The organism is Microbacterium sp. 13-71-7 (assembly GCF_002257455.1).
Lineage (GTDB): Bacteria > Actinomycetota > Actinomycetes > Actinomycetales > Microbacteriaceae > Microbacterium.
Genome location: NZ_NCKN01000191.1, coordinates 1 through 8,071, shown reverse-complemented (window position 1 = coordinate 8,071; position 8,071 = coordinate 1). Strand labels below are relative to the sequence as shown.

General features: G+C 71.4%; 8 protein-coding genes. 5 read left to right on the top strand and 3 right to left on the bottom strand.

Going from position 1 to position 8,071, the window contains the following annotated elements:
• The 5 genes from B7X32_RS15860 to B7X32_RS15840 form a co-directional block, all read left to right on the top strand.
• Positions 1-206, top strand: a 206-nt coding sequence (locus B7X32_RS15860; RefSeq protein WP_292721710.1) for a DUF3418 domain-containing protein, incomplete at its 5' end; no start/stop codon positions are given.
• Positions 207-231: 25 nt separating this feature from the next.
• Positions 232-1,209: an EamA family transporter gene (locus tag B7X32_RS15855; RefSeq protein WP_292721707.1), complete on the top strand. Its 978-nt coding sequence runs from the start codon at positions 232-234 to the stop codon at positions 1,207-1,209.
• 9 nt (positions 1,210-1,218) lie between these two features.
• A complete protein-coding gene (locus B7X32_RS15850; protein WP_292721704.1) occupies positions 1,219-2,166 on the top strand; it encodes an NADP-dependent oxidoreductase in 948 nt (315 codons plus the stop codon).
• Positions 2,167-2,233: 67 nt separating this feature from the next.
• A complete protein-coding gene (locus B7X32_RS15845) occupies positions 2,234-3,595 on the top strand; it encodes a PLP-dependent transferase (protein WP_292721702.1) in 1,362 nt (453 codons plus the stop codon).
• Positions 3,596-3,657: 62 nt separating this feature from the next.
• The gene (locus B7X32_RS15840; RefSeq protein ID WP_292721699.1) at positions 3,658-4,476 is read left to right on the top strand and encodes a shikimate 5-dehydrogenase; all 819 of its coding nucleotides are present in this window, start codon (positions 3,658-3,660) and stop codon (positions 4,474-4,476) included.
• 3 nt (positions 4,477-4,479) lie between these two features.
• Here the strand turns inward: B7X32_RS15840 and B7X32_RS15835 are convergent, their stop codons facing one another.
• Genes B7X32_RS15835 through B7X32_RS15825 form a run of 3 tightly spaced genes read right to left on the bottom strand, consistent with a single transcriptional unit; the run spans position 4,480 to position 7,677 of the window.
• Positions 4,480-5,376, bottom strand: coding sequence for a carbohydrate ABC transporter permease (locus tag B7X32_RS15835; protein WP_292721697.1), 897 nt, complete (start codon positions 5,374-5,376; stop codon positions 4,480-4,482).
• Positions 5,373-6,341, bottom strand: a complete 969-nt coding sequence (locus B7X32_RS15830; RefSeq protein WP_292721695.1) for a sugar ABC transporter permease — start codon at positions 6,339-6,341, stop codon at positions 5,373-5,375. The genes B7X32_RS15835 and B7X32_RS15830 overlap by 4 nt, the downstream gene beginning before the upstream one ends.
• 25 nt (positions 6,342-6,366) lie before the next feature.
• Positions 6,367-7,677, bottom strand: coding sequence for an extracellular solute-binding protein (locus tag B7X32_RS15825; RefSeq protein WP_292721691.1), 1,311 nt, complete (start codon positions 7,675-7,677; stop codon positions 6,367-6,369).
• Positions 7,678-8,071: the final 394 nt, after the last annotated feature.

Genomic DNA, 8,071 nt, shown 5'->3' with positions numbered 1-8,071 from the left:
CCACCCGGCAGAGCGAGTACGAGCGCATGGCCCAGGCCTACGCGGATGCCGGAGGCACGATCCCGCTGCCCGCCGGATCCGCGCCCCGACTCGTCGAGGTGCGCTGGCTTCTCGAGGAGTACCGCGTGAGCCTGTTCGCCCAGCGCCTGGGCACCGCGCAGCCGGTCTCCCCGCAGCGCATCATGAAGGCCCTCTCCGAGAAGTGAGGCGGGCGCCGCTACCCTGAGCACCATGGCGCACGCGACCGCCGCGGCTCCGCACCGCGGGCACACCCTCGGCGTGCTCGCGGTGGCGGCGGCCGCCCTGCTCTGGGGCACCACCGGCACCGCTGCCACGTTCGCGCCGAGCGCGGGGCCGCTGGCGATCGGCGCGGCCGCGCTCGGCATCGGCGGGATACTGCAGGCCCTGATCGCCCCGCGGGCTCTGCGCCGGGCCGCGCCGCGGTTGCGCGCACGATGGCGGATCGTGGCGGTCGGCGGCCTGTCGGTCGCGGTGTACCCGCTGGCGTTCTACAGCTCGATGCACCTCGCCGGGGTCGCGGTCGGCACGGTCGTCTCCCTCGCCTCCGCTCCCCTTGCGGCCGGCGTCATGGAGCGCGTGCTCGACGACCGCCGCCTCGGCCCGCGCTGGTGGATCGCCGCCGCCCTCGGCATCGCAGGGAGCGTGCTGCTGTGCGCCGCGAAGCTCGGCGACGCGCACGGAGACCCTGCGGCGACCGTCTTCGGGATCCTGCTCGGCCTCGTCGCCGGCGTCACCTATGCGGCGTACTCCTGGGCGGCGGCCGCTCTCATGACCGGCGGCGTCCCCCGCGCGGCCGCGATGGGCTCGGTCTTCGGAGTCGGCGGGCTGCTGCTGATGCCCGTGCTCCTCGCGACCGGGGCTCCTCTGGTCGCCTCGGGCCCGGCGTTCGCCGTGGCGGCGTACATGGCGCTCGTGCCGATGTTCCTCGGCTACGTGCTGTTCGGACTCGGACTGGCCAGGGTCGGCGCGGGCACCGCGACGACCATCACGCTGCTCGAGCCCGCCGCCGCGACCGTGCTCGCCGTGCTGGTCGTGGGCGAGCGGCTGACGCCGATGGGCTGGATCGGGCTCGCGCTCATCGGCGCCTCCGTGGTGCTGCTCTCGATCCGCCCCGCCACGCCGGTCGGCGACGCAGGCGGGCCCGTGGCCGAGCCGCGGACGCGCCCCGACCCCTCCGACCCGTCGTAGCCTGGAGCCATGGCTCAGGCGATCGTGCAGACCGAGATCGGCGGACCCGAGGTCCTCACCCTCGTGGAGGTGCCGGATCCGGTCCCCGCAGCGGGCGAGGTCGTCGTGCGCATCGAGGCCGCGGGCGTGAATCCGATCGACGTCAAGCAGCGCAGCGGCTTCCGCCCGCTCCCTCCGATCACGGAGCCGCGGCACCAGGGCTTCGACGGCGCGGGCGTCGTGACCGCGATCGGATCCGGTGTCGATGACCTGAGGGCCGGCGATCGCGTCGCCATCCGCGACACCCGCGGCACCTACGCGACCGCACTGGCCGTGCCGGCCGCGCACGCCTCTGCGATGCCGGACGGGGTCGACGCGGCTCAGGGCGCCGCGCTCGGGATCCCCGCCGGCACCGCGTACCAGTCGCTGCGCTCGCTCGGCGTCCGCGAGGGCGACCTGCTTCTCCTGCACGCCGGCTCCGGGGCCGTCGGCCAGGCCGCGATCCAGTTCGCCGTCGCGTGGGGCGCCGCCGTCATCGCCACCGGCGGGGCGTCGTCGCAGGAGCGCCTGCGCGAGCTGGGCGCGATCCCCGTCGTCTACGGAGAGGGCCTGGAGCAGCGGATCCGCGACGCCGCGGGCGATCGCGAGATCACGGTCGCGCTCGACGGCGCCGGCACCGACGAGGCCATCGCCGCCTCGCTCGCCCTCGTCGCCGACCGCGACCGGATCGCCACGATCGTGCGCGGACCCGATGCCGCGTCGTTCGGCATCCGGGCGTTCAGCGGCGGCAGCCCCGTCCCCCTCACCGCGCAGGAGCTCGCCTGGCGCGCCGAGGCCGTGCCGGTGGCGCTCGGGCTCCTCGCCGAGGGTCGCTACTCGATCGAGTTCGGCCCCGAGCTGCCGCTCGCCGAGGCCGCCGAGGCGCACCGCCTCATCGAGACGCACGCCGCGCGCGGCAAGATCGTCCTGCGCCCCTGACCCCACCGGATCCGCAACAGACGGAAACATCCCGGCGGATCGGGCCCGCGCGCCCGAGGATGGGTGCGTGACCGTTCCCGCCGCCTCCGCCCCCGACACCCGTTTCGCGACGAAGCAGGTGCAGGCGGCGTACGTCTCGGGAACCCCGCAGAACACGGCCGTGCCCCCGCTGTACCAGTCGGCGGCCTACGAGTTCGGCTCCCTGGCCGAGGCGCGCGACCTGTTCGCGCTGCGCCGCGCGGGCAACATCTACAGCCGGAACGCCAGCCCCACGCAGCAGCTGCTCGAGGAGCGCGTGACGGCGCTCGAGGGCGGCGTCTCCGCGGTCGCGGTCGCCAGCGGGCAGGCCGCGGTCGCTGTCACGATCCTCGCGCTCGCGGGCCGCGGCGGCCACGTCGTCGCCGCCGACCGGCTCTACGGCGGCACGGTCGACCTGCTGCAGGACACCCTCGCCGACTTCGGCATCACGGTGACCTTCGTCGACCAGGACGACCCCGCAGCCTGGCGCGCGGCGGCGAACGAACGCACCCGGCTGTTCTTCGCGGAGTCCGTCGCGAACCCGCTCGCCCAGGTTCTCGACATCCGCACGGTGGCCGACATCGCGCACGCCGCGGGCGTCCCCCTCGTGATCGACAGCACGGTCGGCACCCCCTACCTGATCCGCCCCGGCGAGCACGGCGCCGATTTCGTCGTGCACTCCGCCACGAAGTTCCTGAGCGGCCATGGCACCTCCCTCGGCGGCGTCGCGGTCGACCTCGGATCCTTCGACTTCGGCGCCGATCCCGCGCGCTGGCCGCAGTTCACCGCCGCGCACGACCGGTTCGGCCCGCAGTCGCTCTGGGAGCGGTTCGGGCAGGGCTTCGCGTTCGGCGCGCTCGTGAAGGCCAAGTACGTGCACGACCTGGGTCCCTCGCTCTCGCCTTTCAACGCGCACCAGATCCTGCTGGGCATCGAGACGCTCGATCTGCGCGTGTCCCGCCAGAGCGCGTCGGCCCAGGCGATCGCCGAGGCCCTCGCCGCGCACCCCGTGGTCGCGGCAGTGCACCACCCGGGCCTCGCCGGCAACCCGTGGCACGAACTCGCCGCGCGCTACCTCCCCCGCGGGATCCCGTCGGTGTTCTCGATCGACCTGGTCTCCGCCGGCGACGAGGCCCTGGATCAGGAGCGCGTGGAGCGGTTCGTGGACGGCCTGAAGGTCGTGCGTCTCGTGGCGAACATCGGCGACGCCCGATCGCTCGTCTCGCATCCCGCGTCGATGACGCATTCGCATCTGAACGCCGCTCAGCGCGCCGCCGCCGGCATCGGCGCGACCACGGTGCGCCTGTCGATCGGCATCGAGGACCCCGCCGACATCCTCGCCGACCTCGAACAGGCCCTGGTCCTCGCGAACGCGAAGACGCCCGTCGCGTCGGAGTTCGCCGCGGTCTGAGCTGGCCCCGCGTCGAGGGCGATCTCCGACGTTCTCGACGCACGCCTCGGTACGCTGATCCCGTGCCGATCCTGAACAAAGACATGACGCTGTGCATCTCGCTCTCCGCGCGACCGAGCAACAACGGCACCCGGTTCCACAACCACCTCTATGAGGCGCTCGGCCTGAACTGGATCTACAAGGCGTTCGCCCCGACCGACCTCGCCCAGGCGATCGCCGGAGTCCGGGGCCTCGGGATCCGCGGCTGCGCGATCTCGATGCCCTACAAGGAGGACGTGATCGCGCTCGTGGACCGGATGGATCCGTCGGCCACCGCGATCGACTCGGTCAACACGATCGTGAACGACGACGGCGTGCTCACCGCCTACAACACGGACTACTCGGCGATCGCGCAGCTCATCGCGCGGAACGCCCTGGATCCGGCCTCCTCGGTGCTGCTGCGCGGATCCGGCGGGATGGCCAAGGCGACCGCGGCCGCGTTCCGCGACGCGGGCTTCGCCGACGTCACGATCGTGGCCCGCAACGAGCAGGCGGGCCGCGCGCTCGCCGGGCTCTACGGCTTCGGCTGGGCCGCGGACGTCGCCGAGCGCACCGCGGACGTGCTCGTGAACGTGACCCCGATCGGCATGGCCGGCGGCGGCGAGGCCGAAGCGCTGTCGTTCCCGCCTGCGGCGATCGACGCCGCCGCCGTCGTCTTCGACGTCGTGGCCCTCCCCGCCGAGACGCCGCTCGTGCGCGCCGGCCTGGCCGCGGGCAAGACGGTCATCAACGGTGCCGAGGTCGCGACGCTGCAGGCGCTCGAGCAGTTCGTGCTGTACACGGGGATCCGTCCGAGCGACGAGCAGGTGCGCGCGGCCGAGGAGTTCATGCGGAGCGCCTGAGCGTCAGCGGCCGGCGAGCGCACCTCCGATGCCGCCGACGCTGAAGTACCGGTTCAGCGCGGCGAAGACGATCACCGGCGGCGCCATCATGATCACCGAGACCGCCATGACCGAACCCCAGTCGGTCGCGTTCTGCTGGAAGAAGGACTGCACGCCCATCGGCAGGGTGAACGTGGTGTCCGTGCGCAGGAAGACGATCGCGACCAGGTAGTCGTTCCAGGCCAGCAGGAACGAGAAGATCGCGGTCGAGAGGACTCCGGGCAGGCTGTTGCGCAGCACCACCCTGGTGAAGCTGCCGAACACCGAGGCGCCGTCGATCCACGCCGCCTCCTCGAGGCTGATCGGGATCGAGTCGAAGTACGCGGCCATCATCCAGGTCGCGACCGAGAGACCGGCGCCGACGTAGACGATGGTCAGCCCCGCGAGGTTGTCGACCAGGCCGAGCCCTGCGAACAGGATGAAGAGCGGGATCACCGACACGATCACCGGCAGCGACTGGATCACGAACAGCAGCAGCGAGTAGCCGGACACGAGCCGGCTGCGCCCGCGGGACAGGACGTACCCCGCGGGTGCGGCGACCGCGACCGACACCACAACCGTGGCGAGCGTGGTGATCAGGCTGTTGACCATCCAGGTCGGCGTCAGCGTCTGCGTGAGCACCGCGAAGAAGTTGTCGACGGTCAGCCCGCTGGTCTGCGTGCTCGTCGTGCTGGGCGTCAGCGAGAGGAACAGCGTCGCTAGGACGGGGACGAGGATGACCAGGGTCAGCACGGCGAGGATCAGGAACCGCCACCACCGTCCGCGGAGCGCGGCGTCGGACACGGGCCGGGGCGCGCGCCGTCGCCCTCGTGCCCCCTGGGCCGCCCCCTCGACGGCGTGCGCGTGCAGCATGCTGCTCATGACTCGATGCTCGACTTCCGGATCTGGCGGTACAGGACGACGGAGACGATCACCAGGGCGATCGTCATGATGAACGCGATCGCGACGCCGGGACCGACCTGGAAGTCCTGGAACACCGTGCGATAGGCGAGGACCGTGAGCGAGGTCGTCGCATCGACGGGCCCGCCCGCGGTGAGCAGGTAGATCGTCGGGAAGTCGTTGACGCAGAAGATCGTCATCAGGATCCAGCTGATGTACGTCGAGCGCGCGATCAGCGGAAGCGTGATGTGGACGAACTGCTGCCACCGGTTCGCCCCGTCCATGCCCGAGGCCTCGTAGACCGTGCCGTCGACCGCGGACAGCGCCGCGCTCGACATCAGCATCATGAACGGGAAGCTGATCCACACCTTGAATACGCAGACCGTGACCGCGGCCCACGTCGGATCGGCGAGGAGCAGGACCTCGCCGAGCCCGAGGGCGCGGAGCAGCGCGGGCACCGGGCTCTGGGGCGTGGCGACGAGCCAGTTCCACGCCGTCGAAGACACGACGATGGGCACGACCCAGGGCAGCAGCAGGAGCACCTTGAACGTGCCGGACGCCGGGATCCGCGTGCGCAGCAGCAGCGCGAAGCCGAGCCCGACGGCCCAGGATCCGAAGACGCCCATCAGCGTGAACACGAGGGTGAAGCCTGCCGCCCTCCAGAACGCCGGCGAGCCGAGCACCTGCGCGTAGTTCTCGAACCCGACGAACGGCCCGGTGTCGAGCAGGGTGCCCCGGTGCGCGGACTGGAACGCCGCGTACGCGAAGGGATACGCGTTGATCAGCAGCAGCAGGATCACGGACGGCGCGATGAGCGCCGCGTAGGTCCGCCGGGTCTGCACGACGATCCTGTTGCCGCCGCGCCGCGGATCCCGGCCGGCGCCGGATGCTCCGAGGCCGGACGATGCCCGCCGAAGCCGCTGCGCGAGCGTCTGTGTCGTGGTCATGGTCGTCTCCCGCCCGACCGGCCTGCTACTTGACCACCGCCTCGATCGCGGACTGGAACGTCTGCAGCGCCGTCTTGGCGTCGGTCTTCCCCTGCAGCATCGTCTGGCTGAACTGCGTGATCGCCTGTCCGCCGTCGACCGCGGCCAGGGCCCCGAAGAGCGCCGCGGAGGTCGCGCCGAAGGTCTTCGAGACGGGCTGCCACTCACGGATGATCTTGTCGGCCTGGGTGTTCTTCTTGAAGTTCTCCGACTCGGCGATCGATCGGAGCACGGGGAGGGCCGGGATCACGTCCTGATCCCAGAGCGCCTTCATGCTCTTGAGGTACCAGGTGAGGAAGGCCTCGGACGCCTCCTGGGACGGGGTGTTCGTGTACATCATGATGTTGTTGCCGAAGGCGAGGGTCGCCTTGTCGCCGTGCGGGCCCGTGAGCGGGCTGGTCACGAGGATGTCGCCGGTGTCGCCGATCGATGCCGGCAGTCCCGCGGTGTTCCACCCCATGCCGATCCTGTTGGTCTTCCACTGCGTCGTGAGGTTGTCGGTGGTGTAGCTGACCGCGGCGGGATCCACGGCGCCGAGCGAGACGAGCTCGCGGACGAACTCCATCGCCTCGATGTTGCGGTCGGTGACGAGGTCCGGCTTGCCGTCGGCGTCGAACATGCCGCCGCCGTTGCCGATCATCATCGCGACCATCGCGTGGTTGCCGAAGTTGTTGCCGGCGCCGGCGCCCACGCCGAACCCGAACACGCCGATCTTCGCGAGCGCCTTGCTCGTCTCCCGGAACGAGTCCCAGTCGGTGGGCACGCCGGCACCCGCCTTCTCCAGCAGCGACTTCCGGTACCACATGACGCGCATGTCGAGCTGCCACGGAACGGCGACATAGCCCTTGCCGGTCTTCATCGACTCGATCGTCCCCGGCAGGAAGTCGTCGAGCTGACCGCTCTTCTTCATGGCGTCGATGAGGCCGTCGGCGTACGCGATCGCGCCCTGGTCGGCGAACTGGAAGGCCTGGAAGCCGCCGCCCGTGCTCACCGCCGGACCGGTCTTCGATGCGATCGCCGACGAGAACGTCTGGGAGAAGTTGTTCCACTGGATGCTCTGGTAGCTCGCCTTGGGCAGGCCACTCCGGGGGACGTAGCTCTCGACGAGCTTCTTGGCGGCGACGGTGTAGCCCGGTTCGCCCCAGGGCATGTCCCAGAACTTCAGCGGGGCGCCCGTCCCGCCTCCGCTTCCGCCTCCGGGAGCGCAGGCCGCGAGGACCGGCAGCACGGCCGCGGCGCCGGCGAGGCCGAGGAACCCGCGCCGGGAGAAGGACGAGGTGGTGCGTGAGGCGTTCATCATTGGACTCCTTGTCCGACCGTCGTGGTCGGGTCTGTGTGGGGTGATTGCAGGCGGCCCTGATTTCAGGGTGCCTGAAACACTTCTGGTTTGGCAACCTTCTCGCACGGACGCGAGGCATTCGTGCGCTCTCGGACAAGGGAGGCGCCGCGCCGACGCCGGCGAAGGCCCTGCCGTGGGCGGCGGAAGGGCTCGAACGAACCCCCGGTAGACTCGGACGGTCATGCCCTCCGTGTCGAACTACCCCGCCCCGCGTCTGGATTCCCGCCCCGTCGAGACCTTCCGCGCCACGCTCGGCGACCTCGCGGCGCGTCTCGACGTCGCCGCCCCCGACCGCGCCGACGTCGCATTCACCGGCGTCGCGGTGGGCACCGACCACGTCCGCACCGGTGAC